This window comes from Nonomuraea sp. JJY05 (assembly GCF_043496855.1).
In the GTDB taxonomy this organism is placed as follows: domain Bacteria; phylum Actinomycetota; class Actinomycetes; order Streptosporangiales; family Streptosporangiaceae; genus Nonomuraea.
On record NZ_JBIEIS010000044.1, the window covers coordinates 58,703 to 74,006 of the forward strand.

Consider the following 15,304-nt stretch of genomic DNA (forward strand, 5'->3'; position numbering starts at 1 on the left):
GCGCAGCAGGGGCTCGACTCCCATACGGCACGGGCTTCGCCCGTATGTCCTTCCAAAGGGTGGCCGCGACGTACCACCTCGACGATAGAGGAGACCACCGATAACGCGTCTACGGCCGAATCGCGCGGATCTTGCCATTCCGAACGGTGATCAGGTAAGCGGCGCCGTTGACGGTGACGATCGCCGCGTCCTGATTCGCGTCCGGCACCTCCACGGAGGCGTCCTCGACGGTGAGTCCGGCCTGCTCGGCGGCCGTCGTCCACTGTGAGGTGGCGGCCTCTGCCCAGTTCCACCCGCCGTCTTCGCCAGTGCGGTCGAGGTCGACAACGATGGCGGTCGGGTCGATGGGCGTTTGGCTCTCCGAACGTAGCGGAGCTGGCTGACAAGCGACGGGCTCCTGTGCGCGCGGTGGTCAGATCCACACCATTACCGACTCCGAGGCCAGCACAGCAAGGGAAGGCGTCTACACCGACGGCACAGCTGACGCGCTGGCCGCCGACTGCGCCCTGGCTCCTACGGATTGCCGGTCTCCCTGACAGGTCCCCAGCGCCCGGAGTCGGAAGGTTCGTTGTGGATTCGTGCGGGCACGAATGGAATCTCCCGGCGGGTCGGGCACAAGACAGGCGGCCCCGCGAAGACATTGAGATGAGGCGGACGAACACCATGGCGACCGACTACGACAGCCCACGTAAGATCGACGACGACTCCGGGGAGGAGAGCCTTCAAGAACTCCAGACTCGCCGCGCCGACACGTCGTCCGGCAGCATCGACGTCGACGAGACCGACCTGGCTGAGTCGATCGAACTGCCTGGCGCGGATCTGTCGAATGAAGAGCTGTCCGTGCGGGTGATCCCGCCTCAGGCGGACGAGTTCACCTGCTCGAGCTGCTTCCTGGTGCACCACCGTAGCCAGCGCGCCTCTGAGCGGAACGGTCAGCAGGTCTGCCTGGAGTGCGCCGCCTGACCGGGACGACGATGAGGCCACGGCCGCGCCGCCCATGGCCGCTTCCGGATCCACTCCAACGGCGATCGTGTGGACACCGAGGCGGCCGTCGGCACGTCACCGGCCCAACGTGCTGCCGCCCGATGAGGTGATCTTCAAGGTGCCTTCTTCATCCCTTGCGCCCTCGGTGGCGGATGCTGCGCCGTCGCCACTCCGTCGCCCGCCTATCGCTGGCAACGCCCGAAGTCGACAACGTACGTCCCGCCGCCTGCGGCCCCCGCGCCGGCCGGATCTGCCGGCCCGGCCGCGACCCCGATGCCGAGATCTGTCAGCGTCGGGCTCAGGACGATCTGGCGGTGGCCGTACGTGCTGACGTTCACCCACCAGTTGACGGCGGCCCGCGGGGTGCCGTAGCCGGTGCCCCAGCCCGTGTAGGTGGTCTCGGAGTAGGCCCACGACACCGGGTTCGGGCAGTAACCCGCGCCGGTGATACGGCTGTACGGCGTAGAGCCGGTCTGCGGGTTGGTGTGCGAGTCGGCGCCGGGCCGCCACCACTTCAGGCTCGCCGCCGCAGCGGCGTGCGACGTCGCCGCCGAGTCGAGCGAGTTGTTGCGAGTGAGCGCGGCCAGCCCGACCTTGGCGCGTCTGGCGTCGATGAGGCAGTGCACCGCCTGGCCGACCATGGCGAGGTTGCTGCTGGTCGGAGCCGCGTCGTAGTACGCTGCCGCGGCGGCGCACCCCTGCGCGGCCGCGTACGCCGGGGCGGCGCTCACAAACGGGACGGCCGTTAAGAGCCGACGTGGATGTAGGCGGCCCATAGGGTGGGGCTGGTGCGGTAGTCGGCGCGTAGCAGCCTGGTGGCATGGTGCAGGGCGTGAGCGGCGCGTTCGGTGCGGGGTGCGCGCGTCCCCCCTTCGGTGAGAAAGCTGTAAACGCCGTCGGCCATGCGGACGGCCGCCGCGTCGTTGATCGGCCACAGCGTGCCGATCACTCGCCGGTAGCCGGCGAGCTGGAAGGCCGCGGTGATGTGCACTGCTTCGTCGGCCATACGGAGGCTGGTGCTGGTCGTGTCGCAGGCCGATAGGTAGGCCAGGTCTGCTCCGGTCAGGTGGAGTCGCCACAGGTCCTCGACGGTGAGGGCGGCGGCGATGGCATGGTCATGCAATATCAGTGCGCTGGCTGCCGGATTCGCCCAGTTGCTGAGCCCGTGGCAGGCGAAGTGGGCGACGGGGTGGTCACGCAGGGCGGCGGTCACCGACGCGCGGGTGGCCTGCGGTCCGAGGAGGATCCGGGATCGGGGTAGCAGGGCCGCCAGCCGCTCGGTTTCGGCCAGGGCGCCGGGTAGTGGAGGAGCGTCCGGGGTGACGGGCATTGCGACGATCGCCGCGCACCCGTCGGCCGCCGGCGTCGTGACGGCTGTCGCGGTTTGGGGGGTCGGGCCGGTCTACGGGATCGTGCTGGGCATCGGGGCTCGCGGCGTCGCGCCGGTGTCCGGGGTTCGGCGGGGTGTCGGCTGTGACGGGCTCGCCCGTGGCGGTCTTGCCGTACCCGCTGGCGTGGATGACTTTGCCGTTTTTCGTGATCGCCACCGCGACGCCCGGCAGGCCAGTGGCCGCCCGGTATCGCTCGACGTAGGCGTCGATCGACGCTGAGGCCGGCGTGGAAATGTTGGGGACAATGGCGAGACAGATTGCGACAAGGGCGGTTCTGAGCACCTGCCGAAGCTACTGAGGCCCCTCACCCATCCACCATTGTGGGAACCCTGCGCGTTCGTTACGGGAAACCGCTATGAACGCCCAGGTGGTGTGATGCCTGGACTGCAGGCCGTGTCAGGTCGACGTGGTGCGCACAGTCTGGTGGGGCTTCTGGCGGGAGCGGTCCTTGGCGTGGTCGAGCTGGTGTTCCTCTACATGGCCGGGCCGGTCCGCCTCATCCGGGGTGTCGTTAAGAGTCGTGCCATCGGGTACACGCGATCGTGTTGACCCTGGTGACAGCTCTCGCAGCCCGCTGGGGTTCACCTGCAGAATGCCGATTCTGTCCCACCAGTCCGGCTCGTGACCTGCGCTCACGCAATCGCGTGTACCTGCTGACAGCTTCGATACCGACACCCCGAATAGGGGCGTGCGCTGATGGATCCGCTGCAGCCGGGTGACCCGTGCAGGTTGGGCCGTACCGGCTGACCGGGCGGCTGGGTGCGGGCGGGATGGGCCAGGTGTTCTTGGGGGTTTCCCCCGGCGGCCGGAAGGTCGCGGTGAAGGTGATCCAGGCCGAGCATGCTTCCAGTCCGCAGTTTCGGGCGCGGTTCGCCCGGGGGGTGCAGGCCGCGCAAAGGGTGGGCGGGTTTCATACCGCGCCGGTAGTCGATGCCGACCCCGATGCCGAATCGCCGTGGCTGGTGACCGCGTTCACCCCGGCCCATCCCTGCAGCAGGAGGTCAGCGAGCACGGCCCGCTGGAGCTGGGTGCCGCGGGCTGGGGGCAGGGCTGGCCGAAGGACTGGCCGCGATCCACGCCTGCGGAGTGGTGCACCGGGATCTGAAACCAGGCAATGTGATCATGGCTGAGGACGGGCCGCGGATCATCGACTTCGGCATCGCCCGCCCGGCCGACGCCAGCTCCCTGACCTCGACCGGCGTGGTCATCGGCACGTTCGCCTACATGTCCCCCGAACAAGTGCGCGGCGAGCGGACCGGGCCGGCCAGCGACGTGTTCTCACTCGGATGTGTGCTGATCTTCGCCGACACCGGGCAGGGGCCGTTCGACGCCGCGACCATTCCCGCGATCGTGCACCGCATCATCAGGGAGGAGCCCCGCCTGGGCGGCATCACCGGCGACCTCCGCGACCTGGCCGGCCCGTGCCTGGCCAAAACCCCCACCGACCGTCCCGGAGTTGAGGAAATCCTCCCCGGCTCGCGACCCGACCGCGAAGGCGCCGGCAACGAAGGCGCAGACGACGCCACCGGCCGGTCAGCCGGCCACCGCAGGTAGGCCGACCACACCCCAGCCAGCCCGGCCGCCGCATCATCAGCCTGGGCCGCCGGCGCGGACAGCCACCCCCACCCGGCCACTGGCCAATGACGGCGGCGCCGGGCCGGTCGACCCGGCGCAGACACCAGCGCCCACGCCCACCATGTTCACGCGATGCGCCCTCATCCTTGGCGCGCTCGGCAAAGCCGGCCTCGCCGCCATCTCTTACCCGATCATCCGTGTGCTCGAACCGGACAATCCTCCCACCGCCACCCTCACCGGCCACACCAGTAGCGTCGTCTCGGTGGCGTTCAGCCCGGACGGCCGCACCCTGGCCGGCGGTAGTACCGACGAGACCGTGCGGCTTTGGAAGATCCCCTGATCTGTCTTCATCAGTCCCGCGACGAGCGGGGGGCCCGTGCCGGGGATGGTGCCGCTCGCTGGGAATTGTCTATCCCCTGTCACGTCGCGGAGGGCGGTCACGGGTGGACCACACGACATCACGCAATAGGCCGTTGTCCGGGCCCGAGTTCTCGGGGCCCGGGCAACGGCCTTCATAGCGCCCGCCAGCGCATCAACCAACTGCCGAACCACCACGACAAGAACGCGGCAGAAAAAGCGACATTGACCGTGCCACGTCACAGACGAAGCGGAGGTAAAACGCGCTCAGTAATCGCTTGACCACTAGCGTGCGGAAGGGGCCTGGCCTTCAGGAGGGGGCGCCAGGCCCACTTCGAAGGGAGACTCGATTGCGTCGTGTGTCCCCGGCGCAGCTTGATCTGTCGGGTGTGCTTGTCCGCGCTACAGGGGGAAGCTCATGGTCGAACGTCACTCATCTGTGGGAGGCCGATCATCGAGAGCAGTCGCAGAGCCTCGCGGGCTGGCGTGCTGGGCTCGGCTTCGTTGGCTACTGGATCTTGGTGTCGGTCAGGTGGTTGGCTGGTGCGGCAGCGTCGCCGCGTGGGCGGCGAGGCCGTCGGCCATCTGCTGCATGACGCGTTGCATGACGCGCTTCATCAGCCAACCCAGCCCCCAGCGGGCGTTGTAGGTGCCGTGCCAGTGGATTGCCGTGCCGCCGTCGGATGTGGGCGTGAGGTCGATGACCGCCCGGTAGTTGCGGATGGAGGGGTTGAACGCGTCCTCGTAGGTCAGCTGCTTCTGCTCGACGAGCCCGGTCAGCCGTTCGCCGGTCACCGTCCGCCCGGTGCGGAACGCGCGGACCGCGCCAACGGGGTCGTGGCCGTCGGGATCGAGGCCGCTGGACCGTTCGACGACCAGGCTGTCCACGGCCGACCAGATGGGCCAGGTGCGCGCATCGACGAGCAGGCGCCACACGACGGCTGGAGGTGCGGTCGAGATCGCGGTCGCGTCGTAGCTCAACATGTCGTGAGTTCCTTCGTTCCTCGCCGCGCCCCTCGGAACTGCCCGACGGGGGCTGGGCGGTCATTTCGTAAGACGTCACCCCGAAACTAGGCGACCCGTGCGGTACGGGGACATGCGCCGGATTGGCGAGGTTCGATCAGATCTTGCGGTACACCGACGGACGGACGCCGACATGCCTCAGGAAGGCCGTCGACAGCGCGCCAGGACTGGCGAAACCGCAGCGCTCGGCGATTTGCCCGATCGTGAGGTCGCTGTCGGTCAGGAGTCCGCGTGCCCGTTCGATCCGGAGCCGGATGAGGTACCGGTAGGGCGTCTCGCCGGTCGCCGCACGGAAGACGCGGACGAAGTGGTACACGCTGAGGTGGGCTTCGGCGGCGATGTCGGCCAGTGTCAACGGTTCGGCCAGCCGGTCGTGCATCACGGCGATGCCGGTGCGGACGGCCGCGTGTTCGGGCCCCGGCAGGCGCTCGTGTCGGCCCTTGGTCAACAGATGGGTCGTGAGGAACTCCGCGGCGGACTCCGCGTAGACGTCGTCCACGCCACCGGCCGCGGGTAGTGCCCGCACGAGATGTTCGACCACGGGATCGCCGGCGGCCGCCACCTCTGCCGACAGCGTTTCGAAGTCCGGTGCTGAACCGCCGAGCCGGGCCGCTGCACGAGCCACGGTCGCAGAGGGGATGTGGACTTGGATGGTGCGCATCGCCGACGCCGTCCGATAGTCCCGCACGGTCTCCCGGCCGGGGACCATGAGTTCCAGAGCGCCCGGAACTCGGCGTCCGCGCACCGGTTTCCCGTCGGAACGCGTCCGCATGACCACATCCCCGGCCACGTAGAGCACCAGATGCAGGTCGGACACGCCGGGCAGTTGAACGTGGTCGGCCTCGGGAGCGTGGTCGAAGCACTGCACGAGCAGCGACCGCCAGCCCGCGCCGTCCCAACTGCAGAAAGTGCGCCGCACCAGCGCCGACGTATCCAACTCCGCGTACGGGGCGAGATCGAAATTGGGCGAGTCGAACACTTGTATCAGGCTTCCTTCCGGGGGGCCTGGTGGTGAATGCTTCTGGTCAGCCCGGCCGCGGTCAGGGTCAGATGCTGGGCCGGCGCGTCGGCCGCGGCATCGGCGTCGCGGGCCGGTGCCGCCTCCTCCAATCGACGATGCTCGGAAATGCCGTCCCGGCTGGGATTGCGCGGTGGATCACATCGCGCACGGTGTCCTCATCGGCCTGAACGAGTCGGGCGATGACCGGCACGGGCCCGCCGGACCATTGAGCCGGTTGTGCTGCGCGTGTCCATCGAGCGCGGCGACCTCGACTGGGAGGCGGTATGAGCCGCAAGTCCACGATGCCGGCGGTGCTTCCCGCCGCCGCTTCGACGCCTGACTCCTGCGGCCGACTTCCATGCTCAGCGTGACCAACCAGCGTGCTGAGTCACAAACCCCGGCCCGCCCGTGACAGATGATCTTCCGCATGATCAGCAGCTTCCACCAGGCGCCAGACCTTGGTCAATCCAGGCGTGGTCGCGGTGGGCCCGTCGCCACCAGCACTCAGCCAAGATCAGTCACTATCGGCGAAGACCGCCCGCGATCGCAAACTGCCCGCGGTGCCGATCATGGACGATGAGCGCTCAGCCGTCACTGGGGTGGGTGAGCAGGTGCGGAGCGTGCGTCGTAGGCCCGCTGCCGGGCGGCGATGTCGTCGGCGTGTTCGACCGCCCAGGTGTAGAGGTGCAAGAACGGCTCACGCAGCGACTCGCCGAGTGGCGTCAGCGAGTACTCCACCCCTACGGGCGAGGTCGGCAGGACGCGGCGTTCGATCATGCCGTTGCGTTCCAGGCGGCGCAGGGTATGGGTGAGCACGCGCTGGGTGACTCCTTCGAGCCGGCGCTTGATCTGGTTGAACCGTTTCGGCTCGGCCAGCACCGCCATCGTCATCATCGACCACTTGTCCGCGATCTGGTCGAGGATCGGTCGTGTCGGGCAGTCGGCGCGGAAGACCCACTCCGGCTCGCTGGTCTCGGTCACCTAGGTATCCTCCGCGATGCTTGAGATGCCAAAAGTGCGTTATTGACGCCGCTCGGCGATCACCCAATCATAGGTATACATCAGATACCTAGGGGCGCGGCAGCCACGTCGTATTGCCGTCGCCGCCTCCGGATAGGAGTCCCCCGGCGTGAGCCAGCCCACCTTCGCCACCCTGCACGTGACGCGCGACCGCGGCGTCGTCAAGGTCGTCATCGACAACCCACCCGTGAATGTTCTCAGCCTGGCGATGATGGCCGACCTGATGACGCTGCTGACCACGTTGCGGGAGGACGAGACGGCCAAGGTCGTCGTGTTCGAGAGCGCCGATCCGGAGTTCTTCATCGCCCACGTCGACATGACGCTCGTGGACGACGAGGACGCCGCCGCCGACCCGACAGCCGGGGCGCCGGCCGGGCTCAACGTCTTCCAGGCACTCGGCGAGGCTCTGCGCACCCAGCCCCAGGTGACGATCGTCAAGCTGACCGGGATGGCTCGTGGTGGAGGGGCCGAGTTCGTCGCGGCGGCCGACATGAGTTTCGCGGCGATCGGCCGGGCCGGGCTCGGCCAGATGGAGGTGCTGGGGGGCATCGTGCCCGGTGGCGGCGGCACGCAGTACCTGCTGAACCGGGCGGGCCGCAACCGCGCTCTGGAGATCGTCCTGGGTGCGGAGCTGTTCGACGCGCAGACGGCCGAACGTTACGGCTGGGTCAATCGCGCGCTGCCGGCCGACGACATCGACGCGTTCGTCGACCGGCTCGCCCGAAACATCGCGGACCTGCCGGACGGCACGATCGCGGCCGTCAAGGGTGCCCTGCCACCGCAGGACCTGGCCGCCGGGATGGTGCGCGAGCACGAGGCGTGGGCGAGCCAGTTCGCCCGGCCCGCCGCGAAGAAGCTGCTGCGTGGCGCGCTCGCGGCGGGCGCGCAGACCCGCGACGGCGAGCGGCGCCTGGAGCAACTGCTGCGCTCGGTCACGCTCTGAAGACCTCAGCCGATCGGCAGCCTGGCCAGAGCCGCGGACAGGACCGGGGCTCGCCGGGCGGGACATCGTGGCCTCGCTGCGCAGGACCCCTGACCGGCGACCCACAGCAGCTCCAGCAGAGCCGATCAATCTAGTCACACCGTTGCCGTGCGCAGCTCCTGCGGCAGGCCTGGCCTCTGTCCGCCGGGCCGGCTTGCGATCGGGGCAGCCGGTCTCGCCCGTCTGAGCGAGCCCGGCCGGTCAGGCGCCGCCATCCTGGCCGGATGTGCGGCCATGGAACTCAGATCTGGTTCAGGCCGCCGTCGACGTACAGGCTCGAACCGGTGATGAAGCTGCTCTGCTCGGAGGCGAGGAAGGTCACGGCGGCGGCGATCTCCTCCGGGCGCCCGAGTCGGCCCAGCGGCACCTGCGTAGCCAGGTGCCGCTTGAGGCCGGCGGCCTGCTCCGGGCCGCCGGCGAGCCCGGACAACCCGGGGGTGTCGGTCGGACCGGGCGTGATGGTGTTGACCCGGATGCCGCTCCCTTGAGTTCGTTGGCCCAGGTCCGGACGAACGGTCGGGTGGCGGCCTTGGTCGCCGCGTACACGCCGAACGCCTCATCGCCGACGTCCACATTGGTGGAGCCGTTCAAGATGACTGAGGCGCCGTCGTTGAGCAGGGGCAGTGCCTTCTGCACGGTGAACAGCGTGCCCCGGACGTTGATACCGAAGAGGGTGTCGAAGTGTTCCTCGGTGATCTGCTCGAGCTTCGCGAACGCGGCGACGGAGGCGTTGGCGAACAGCACGTCCAGGCCTCGTCCCCGGCTGCGGATCGTCTCATAAAGCCGGTCAAGGTCGGCCAGGTTCGAGATGTCGCCGATCATCGCGGTGGCCGCTGAGCCGATCGTTTCGACGGCCGCGTCGAGTTCGGTCTTGCGCCGACCGGTGATGAACACGTGTGCGCCTTCGGCCGCCAGTCGTACGGCACTGGCCAGGCCGATTCCGGTGCTGCCGCCGGTGACAAGAGCGGTCTTGCCTTCAAGTAGTCCCATGGGGACAACCTCCTTCGACTTCTGCAGCGATCGCTACAGAAGTCGAACGGTAGCACTTCTGTAGCGATCGCTGCAGAACGGGTAGGCTGCGGGCGTGAAGACCGATCAGAGCGGCCCCATGGGTCGGCCACGAGGATTTGACGCCGACGAAGCTCTCGAGCGCGCCATGCTGGTCTTCTGGGAGCACGGCTACGAGGGGGTCAGCCTGGCCAGGCTGACCGAGGCGATGGGCATCTCCACCACAAGCATGGATGCGGCCTTCGGCAACAAGGAGGAACTGTTTCGCAAGGCCCTGGAGCGCTACACCGAAGGCCCGAGCGCCTACCTGGCCCGGGCCTTGGAGGAGCCGACCGCCCTCGGTGTCGCCTCCGCGATCCTGACCGGCACCGTGCAAACCACCACCCGCCCGGCCCACCCCCATGGGTGCCTGGGCGTCCAGAGCGCCCTGGCCGCCGGCGACTCCGGGCTCGGAGTCCGTGACCTTCTCATCGCCTGGCGCAACAACGGCTGCTCCTGCGTCCGGGAGCGGTTCCAGCGAGCCGTCGACGACGGCGACCTGCCTCCGGAGAGCGATCCGGCGCTCCTGGCCCGCTATGTCACCACCTTGGCCTTCGGCATCGCCGTGCAAGCCGCGAGCGGTGTCGGCCGCGACGAACTCCAGGAGATGGCCGACGCCGCCCTCCGCAACTGGCCGCTCCCCTGAGAACCGCCCAGCGTTCCTCTTCGCGAGCAACGGCGCGCCGTAATGGCCGGTTCTCAACAAACCAACAACCATTTCTGCGATCACGAACTGTAACTGCACTCACTCAGAGCTGCATTGCGCTCCGGTCGCTTCGGCCCGATCCTGGGCCTTCGAGGTCGGCTTCTCCCCATCCAGTCATGGGTATCAGCCTGGCCGGCGGGCACAGGATGCCATTGCTTACATCGCCCCGCGATAACCCACAGTGCTGTGCCGGCCGAAAGTATCTTCGGCCGGTGCAGCACAACAGCCGCACTCAGGTGATCTGTCCGGTCGGCGGGATGGTGATCTCGGTGAGGTTACGTGCTTGGGTACCGCCGCGATGAAGGCCACCGTCTCGGCGATGTCGTCCGACTGCAGCACGTCGGTCTCCTTGACGCGGTCGGCCTTCAGCCGGCTCGCGTCGGCGTCGGTGACGTGGTCCGGCAATTCGGTGTCGGCCATGCCGGGCTCCACTGCCGCGACCCGCACCTTCTTGCGGCCGAGCTCGGTGCGCAACAGCCGGGTCAGATCCCAATCCTCGACCGCCAGGTCCCCGATGCGCTTACACCTGGTCGGCGACGTCGACGCGGCCCCTGCGGAGCCATCAGCAGGCCGCCGGGGCCCAGTCGGAGACGAAGATCCGCTTTCGGTCGGAACCGAACTACCCATGGCTACGAGCCCAATCTTGAACGCTGGCGGGGCGGGCTTCCACCGTCTGAGGGCGTAAGCGGCCCGTCCGGGCTGCTATCCGTTATCGCGCGATGTGCCGCTGCTCTCCAACTCGTGGCTTCTCCCGGGTGCAGACACCGACAGCGGCCGTCCGGTGTCCGCGGTGTCGTGAGCCGAAGTCGACCCAGGTTGGGGGTGGGTGGCCAGGTGGGCTTCGGTGGTGCCTTGTGGGCCGTTTAGCTCTGGGGGCGTTCAGCGGTTGATGTCGTCTAGCTCGGTCAAGTCCTCATGCCGAAGGTCCCCAGCCCATGTGGTTGAGGTGAGGAGTCTTAACCACATGATCGAGCCCCGGAGATAGAGCCCGGCCTCGTAGCTTTCCGAGGCTTTGTCGTAGCGAGTCGCCAGGCCACGCCAGGCCTTGATCTTCTGGAAGCAGCGTTCGACGGTGTTGCGCTGCCGGTAGCGCTCCGGATTGAAGGCGGCAGGCCGCCCACCGGCCGAGCCCTTCTTCTTCCGGTTGGCCTGCTGGTCACTCTTCTCCGGGATGACCGCGCCGATCCGGCGGCGGCGCAGATAGGCACGGTTGGCCTTGGAGGAATAGGCCTTGTCCGCGGCCACCGCAGCCGGGCGGGTCCGTGGCCGGCCCACCGGTCCGGCCACGCGGATCTTGTCCAGGACAGCGGTGAATCGCGGGCAGTCGGCGGCTTGGCCGGGCGTGAGCACGAAGACCAGCGGCAGCCCGGCGGCATCGACCGCGGCATGGATCTTGCTGCTCAGCCCACCTCGGGATCGGCCCAGCGCGGCAGCCTTCGCTCGCGCCTTGCGGCGTCGCCGGGTGGCGGCGCGCTCGTGCGGCGGCGACGCGCCGGCCTCGGGTGTCGCCTGGGGCGCATCACCCGCAGCACCGGCGGCTGCTCCGGCAGCGGAGCCCCCTTTTCCTCGGTCAGCGCCAGCTCCAACGCATCCAAGGTCTCCCCGGCGACAGCCAGCCCGGCCGATTCCTGATGCGCCCGCACGATCGTGGAGTCCACGCTGACCAACTCCAGCCCGACCTGTCCACGCGATGCGGCCTCGGCGATCAGTGCGTCCATCAGCCCTTGGAACACCCCGGCTTTGGCCCAGCCGTTGAACCGGGAGTAGACAGTGGACCACGACCCATAGCGTTCCGGCACGTCACGCCAGCCGGATCCGGTACGAAACCGCCACAAGATCCCATTGAACTGATCACGCACCCGCCGCGGCAGCGGCCCGGTAGCCGCCAACGGCAGATGCGGCTCGATCAAAGCCCACTCGGCATCGGTCACATCGAAGCGCGCCACATCCGAGTTCTACCAGCCACGGCCAGCCCACCACCGACCCTCACCAAGATCCGAACCCCAAACAGCTCCTCTAGGGGCTGTATGGAATTCGGATCTTCAGAGGAGTTGGAGGCATCGGATCCACAAGATGGCTCCGCGTAGATGAAGGCCGGCGAGGTAGCTGCCGGGAGTCTTTTCGCAGTAAACGGCGGCTGACGACGGGCGTACGAAAGTGTCGCGTGAACTTTCTGGCGGGATGCGTCGTCGTACTCCCCACGATCAACATCGCCGGGATCCGGGGGTTCACCATGAGCTCACTACGCGTGATCGCGCTGTCGGCCGCTGTGCTGGCCGCGGTCGGCTGTTCGGCCCAGACAGCCGAGCCACAGCCTGCCATCACCCAGACCGTCGCACCGCAGAGTCGCGCGACTGCCCCGGCCGCGCTGCCGCAGCAGCCCGTCCCGGCGTCCTCCTCCCTCTCACCTCCGGCCAACCTTCCCAAGCCGACGGCGACCACCGATATCGGGCCCCGTCCGCGCCCCAAGATCTGCGATCGTCGCGGCGAACACCGCGTACCCGTCCGCGACGTGCTGACCATCAGCGGCATCAGTGTCGACGGCGATCGTGTGGTGCTGAAGGCCAGACCCTCCACCCTGGTCTGCGGCCCTAGGGTCGCCGACGACGGCTATTACGAGCCAGTCTCCGGCCCCGCCAAGACCTATCGGCTGGCCCGGCGAGCCACGGTCATCCTCATGAACATGAGCAATGGCCCCGTGCCTGCGCGCTACAGTGTCGCGGCGTTCATCAAGCTGCTGCGCGCCACGCCCGAGCTGAACTTGGAACGTGGCGGTCTCGACCCGCATTTCCGCTCCTTCAAGACCATCTCCGTCGACCCATCGGACGGTATGGAGATCACCACGCTCTCTCAGCATTACCACCCATGACCGGCGACCTGGTTCATAGCCAGCACCGTGACGACCATCGCTAACTGTTCTCGGTCAACATGCTGGCCTGCTGCGCGGCTATGGCTCCGCGTAGGTGAAGGCCGGCGAGGTAGCTGTCGGGATTCTTGTCGAAGCGGAAGGCCAGTCCACGCCACTCCTTGATCCGATTAATGCAGCGTTCCGCCGTGTTGCGCTCTTTGTAGAGATCTGGATCATGGCTGATCGGGCGGCCGCCGCAGGAGCCGCGCTTCTTGCGGTGGGCGTGGTCGATCTTCTCCGGGAGGACCGCCTTGATGCCGCGTCGGCGCAGGTAGGCGCGATTGCCGCGAGAGGAGTACGCCTTGTCAGCGGCCACCGCGCGCGGGCGGGTGGGCGGGCGGCCGACAGGCAGGCGGACCTGGACGCGGTTCAGCACGGCGCGAAACTGCGGGTTGTCGCCGACCTGGCCTGGGGTGAGCACGAAGGACAGCGGACGGCATCGACGTTCGGGGACAGGTGGACCTTGCTGGTCAGCCCACCCCGCGAGCGGCCCAGCTTGGCTGCCTTCAGCCGTATTCTGCGCCGCAGTCGTAACCGCCGGCGTCCGCCCATATCCCCGTCCCCGTCTTCGTCGGGTCCGCCGCCCTGACCTTCTTGGGGGGTGCCCCTTTGGCGCAGCCCCTTTTCCTGCTCGGCGGCCTCCTCCAACGCCTGCACCAGTTCACCGTCCAGGACCATCCCGGCGGCGTGGTGGTGGGCACGGGCGGTGGTGGAGTCCACGTTGACCAGGTCAAGGTCGACCTGCCCTCGGGCAGCCGCCTCGGCGATCAGCGCCTGCATCAGCTGCTCGAAGACGCCCGTCTTGGCCCACGACCGGAACCGGTCATAGGCGGGTGGACCAGGGCCCGTACTCGGTGGGCAGATCCCGCCACGGGCTGCCGGTACGGAAGCGCCACATCACGGCGTTGAACTGCTGTCGCAGGTCCGGGATCGGGCCTCGCTCACCCAGAGGCAGGTGAGGCTCGATCAAGGACCATTCCTCGTCGGTGAGGTCTCCTCGTGGCATGGCGATGGCCTACCAGGATCCAGGCCAAGGTGCTCGGCATCGGTGGGCTGCTCGGCGGTTCTCTCTGGGGACTGTGAGGACAGTGGGGGCGCGCAATGATTTCAGTGCAGCAGAATGCGGTGACGCAGGAGGTCGAACCCCGCCCAGCCGTGCATTTGCCGCATGATTCTCTTCGTTCGCGTGTTGCCACCTTCCGTCCGGCCGTTGTGATGCGGCAAGGTGATGGCGGCGTTCACAGCCTCGCGGTCGAGCCCGAGGCCGTTGGCGAAGCCGGACGGCCGGGGCGAACTTACGGCAGCTCAGCAGCGTGCTCGGGCGGCGACTCGTGTCTGTGGAAGGTGCGCCGATAGGCCATCGGCGAGACGCCGATCGCCGCGTGCAGGTGGTGACGGAGCGAAGATGTTGTGCCAAAGCCGGTCTCGTGGGCGATGAGGTCCACGGGCAGGTCGCTCGCTTCCAGCAGATGACGAGCCCTGTCCACGCGCTGCCGGATCAACCACTGCCCCGGCGGCATGCCCACCTCCTCGCGGAAGCGGCGGATGAACGTGCGTACACTCATCCGCGCATGCGCGGCCAACTCCGGCAGCGGCAGCGGCTCATGAAGGCGCTCCAGGGCCCAGGCGCGGGTGTGCGCAGTACTGGCCGTCGACGGCGCCGGCACAGGCCGTTCGATGTACTGGGCCTGGCCACCCTCGCGCCAGGGCGGGACGACACAGCCACGAGCCACCTTGTTCGTCACCTCGCTGCCGTGGTCGCGGCGGACGATGTGCAGGCACAAGTCCACCCCGGCCGCCGCGCCCGCCGAGGTCAGCACATCGCCATCGTCGACGAACAGCACGTCTGGATCCACCCGTACGCGGGGGAAGAGCCGCTGGAAGTGTTCGGCATGGCCCCAGTGCGTGGTCGCCGGCCGGCCGTCGAGCAGACCCATCGCCGCCAGCACGTACGACCCGACACAGATCGACACCATGCGGGTGCGCGGCCGCACGGCCGCGAGCGCGGCGTGGAGCGGGTCCGGCAGCCGTCCCAGTTCGTGGATCATCTCGCAACCGTAGGCGGCGGGGATGATCAGGGTGTCCGCGGTCGCGAGGGCTTCGGCTCCGTGCTCGACGGCGATGGTGAAGTCCGCCGTGGTCCGTACGGGGCGGCCGTCGACGGTGCAGGTGATGACTTCGTACAGCGGTTCGCCGTTCGGGCCCTCGGCGATGCCGAAGACGCGGGAGGGGATGCTCAGCTCGAACGGGATCACGCCATCGAGGGCGAGTACGACGACGCGATGCATGGCGTGATCCTTGCGCACAATGG

At 68.3% G+C, this 15,304-nt stretch carries 13 protein-coding genes and 5 pseudogenes; 6 read left to right on the forward strand and 12 right to left on the reverse strand.

The window, feature by feature from the left end; translation table 11 throughout:
* Positions 1 to 663 precede the first annotated feature (663 nt).
* Complete coding sequence (locus ACFKCF_RS47625) at positions 664 to 963, forward strand: DUF4193 domain-containing protein (protein ID WP_364043071.1); 300 nt, start codon at positions 664 to 666, stop codon at positions 961 to 963.
* Positions 964 to 1,166: 203 nt separating this feature from the next.
* On the opposite strand, the gene ACFKCF_RS47630 is transcribed toward ACFKCF_RS47625, so the two are convergent.
* The 3 genes and pseudogenes from ACFKCF_RS47630 to ACFKCF_RS47640 form a co-directional block, all read right to left on the reverse strand.
* Entirely contained in the window at positions 1,167 to 1,715 is a 549-nt protein-coding gene (locus ACFKCF_RS47630) for a CAP domain-containing protein (RefSeq protein ID WP_394502071.1), read from the reverse strand.
* Between the two features lie 14 nt (positions 1,716 to 1,729).
* A complete protein-coding gene (locus tag ACFKCF_RS47635) occupies positions 1,730 to 2,314 on the reverse strand; it encodes a CHAT domain-containing protein (RefSeq protein WP_394502073.1) in 585 nt (194 codons plus the stop codon).
* 190 nt (positions 2,315 to 2,504) lie between these two features.
* Positions 2,505 to 2,657: pseudogene (locus ACFKCF_RS47640) on the reverse strand (serine hydrolase); the annotation flags it as partial.
* A 768-nt stretch (positions 2,658 to 3,425) separates the two neighbouring features.
* Between ACFKCF_RS47640 and ACFKCF_RS47645 the strand changes: the two are divergent.
* On the forward strand, positions 3,426 to 3,929 hold the full coding sequence (locus ACFKCF_RS47645; protein WP_394502145.1) for a serine/threonine-protein kinase: 504 nt from the start codon (positions 3,426 to 3,428) through the stop codon (positions 3,927 to 3,929).
* Positions 3,930 to 4,071: 142 nt separating this feature from the next.
* Entirely contained in the window at positions 4,072 to 4,290 is a 219-nt protein-coding gene (locus ACFKCF_RS47650) for a WD40 repeat domain-containing protein (RefSeq protein WP_394502075.1), read from the forward strand.
* A gap of 545 nt (positions 4,291 to 4,835) precedes the next feature.
* On the opposite strand, the gene ACFKCF_RS47655 is transcribed toward ACFKCF_RS47650, so the two are convergent.
* From ACFKCF_RS47655 to ACFKCF_RS47665, 3 genes are all read right to left on the reverse strand, one after another.
* Positions 4,836 to 5,291, reverse strand: a complete 456-nt coding sequence (locus ACFKCF_RS47655) for an SRPBCC family protein (protein WP_394502076.1) — start codon at positions 5,289 to 5,291, stop codon at positions 4,836 to 4,838.
* 136 nt (positions 5,292 to 5,427) lie between these two features.
* Positions 5,428 to 6,309: a helix-turn-helix domain-containing protein gene (locus ACFKCF_RS47660; RefSeq protein ID WP_394502078.1), complete on the reverse strand. Its 882-nt coding sequence runs from the start codon at positions 6,307 to 6,309 to the stop codon at positions 5,428 to 5,430.
* Between the two features lie 612 nt (positions 6,310 to 6,921).
* On the reverse strand, positions 6,922 to 7,311 hold the full coding sequence (locus ACFKCF_RS47665) for a winged helix-turn-helix transcriptional regulator (RefSeq protein ID WP_394502080.1): 390 nt from the start codon (positions 7,309 to 7,311) through the stop codon (positions 6,922 to 6,924).
* Positions 7,312 to 7,459: 148 nt separating this feature from the next.
* On the opposite strand from ACFKCF_RS47665, the gene ACFKCF_RS47670 reads away from it, so the two are divergent.
* Positions 7,460 to 8,293, forward strand: a complete 834-nt coding sequence (locus ACFKCF_RS47670) for an enoyl-CoA hydratase/isomerase family protein (RefSeq protein WP_394502081.1) — start codon at positions 7,460 to 7,462, stop codon at positions 8,291 to 8,293.
* 280 nt (positions 8,294 to 8,573) lie between these two features.
* Here ACFKCF_RS47670 and ACFKCF_RS47675 read toward each other — a convergent pair.
* Positions 8,574 to 9,322, reverse strand: a pseudogene (locus ACFKCF_RS47675) (SDR family NAD(P)-dependent oxidoreductase).
* Positions 9,323 to 9,416: 94 nt separating this feature from the next.
* Here ACFKCF_RS47675 and ACFKCF_RS47680 point away from each other — a divergent pair.
* Positions 9,417 to 10,025, forward strand: coding sequence for a TetR/AcrR family transcriptional regulator (locus ACFKCF_RS47680; RefSeq protein WP_394502083.1), 609 nt, complete (start codon positions 9,417 to 9,419; stop codon positions 10,023 to 10,025).
* Between the two features lie 216 nt (positions 10,026 to 10,241).
* Here the strand turns inward: ACFKCF_RS47680 and ACFKCF_RS47685 are convergent, their stop codons facing one another.
* Together ACFKCF_RS47685 and ACFKCF_RS47690 are read right to left on the reverse strand one after the other, a co-directional pair.
* On the reverse strand, positions 10,242 to 10,559 hold the full coding sequence (locus ACFKCF_RS47685) for a hypothetical protein (RefSeq protein ID WP_394502085.1): 318 nt from the start codon (positions 10,557 to 10,559) through the stop codon (positions 10,242 to 10,244).
* 405 nt (positions 10,560 to 10,964) lie between these two features.
* A pseudogene (locus ACFKCF_RS47690) lies at positions 10,965 to 12,031 on the reverse strand (IS5 family transposase).
* Between the two features lie 218 nt (positions 12,032 to 12,249).
* On the opposite strand from ACFKCF_RS47690, the gene ACFKCF_RS47695 reads away from it, so the two are divergent.
* Positions 12,250 to 12,954 carry a hypothetical protein gene (locus ACFKCF_RS47695; RefSeq protein ID WP_394502086.1) on the forward strand — a complete coding sequence of 235 codons (705 nt, stop codon included), beginning with the start codon at positions 12,250 to 12,252 and terminating at the stop codon, positions 12,952 to 12,954.
* A gap of 40 nt (positions 12,955 to 12,994) precedes the next feature.
* On the opposite strand, the pseudogene ACFKCF_RS47700 reads toward ACFKCF_RS47695, so the two are convergent.
* From ACFKCF_RS47700 to ACFKCF_RS47710, 3 genes and pseudogenes are all read right to left on the reverse strand, one after another.
* Positions 12,995 to 13,999, reverse strand: a pseudogene (locus ACFKCF_RS47700) (IS5 family transposase).
* Between the two features lie 101 nt (positions 14,000 to 14,100).
* Positions 14,101 to 14,268 (reverse strand): annotated as a pseudogene (locus tag ACFKCF_RS47705) (ISL3 family transposase); the annotation flags it as partial.
* Between the two features lie 20 nt (positions 14,269 to 14,288).
* Positions 14,289 to 15,281, reverse strand: coding sequence for a GlxA family transcriptional regulator (locus tag ACFKCF_RS47710; RefSeq protein WP_394502147.1), 993 nt, complete (start codon positions 15,279 to 15,281; stop codon positions 14,289 to 14,291).
* Between the last annotated feature and the right edge of the window lie 23 nt (positions 15,282 to 15,304).

Excerpts from the sequence above, each read along its gene's own strand:
- ACFKCF_RS47625 (WP_364043071.1), top strand. The coding sequence starts at position 664 with ATGGCGACCGACTACGACAGCCCACGTAAGATCGACGACGACTCCGGG.
- ACFKCF_RS47635 (WP_394502073.1), bottom strand. The coding sequence starts at position 2,314 with ATGCCCGTCACCCCGGACGCTCCTCCACTACCCGGCGCCCTGGCCGAA.
- ACFKCF_RS47650 (WP_394502075.1), top strand. The coding sequence starts at position 4,072 with ATGTTCACGCGATGCGCCCTCATCCTTGGCGCGCTCGGCAAAGCCGGC.
- ACFKCF_RS47655 (WP_394502076.1), bottom strand. The coding sequence starts at position 5,291 with ATGTTGAGCTACGACGCGACCGCGATCTCGACCGCACCTCCAGCCGTC.
- ACFKCF_RS47710 (WP_394502147.1), bottom strand. The coding sequence starts at position 15,281 with ATGCATCGCGTCGTCGTACTCGCCCTCGATGGCGTGATCCCGTTCGAG.